This window comes from Polynucleobacter sp. AP-RePozz3-80-G7, from assembly GCF_018882145.1.
GTDB lineage: Bacteria > Pseudomonadota > Gammaproteobacteria > Burkholderiales > Burkholderiaceae > Polynucleobacter.
On record NZ_JACVPC010000022.1, the window covers coordinates 1 to 243 of the forward strand.

General features: G+C 53.1%; 1 protein-coding gene. It reads left to right on the forward strand.

Going from position 1 to position 243, the window contains the following annotated elements; genetic code table 11:
- Positions 1-243 (forward strand): hypothetical protein (locus ICE90_RS10780; RefSeq protein ID WP_216192519.1); only part of this gene is annotated, 243 nt, incomplete at both ends.

Sequence of the window (243 nt, forward strand, 5' to 3'; positions counted from 1 at the left end):
CAAGTACGCTCGATAGCGCCTCCACAACCCCATACGCCTTAACCATCACCTCTGGTTCTGGTAATGAGACCTTCACTGGAGTAGTGGGCGGTACTAACAAGTTAGCAGCTATTGCGCTCACTTCTACCGGCACCACCACCTTTAGCGCTGCCGTATCTGCCGCTTCACTCATCCAGAACGCTTCTACTGGTACAACAGCCATTAACGGCGGAGCAATCACCACCTCAGGTGTTCAGACCTTTG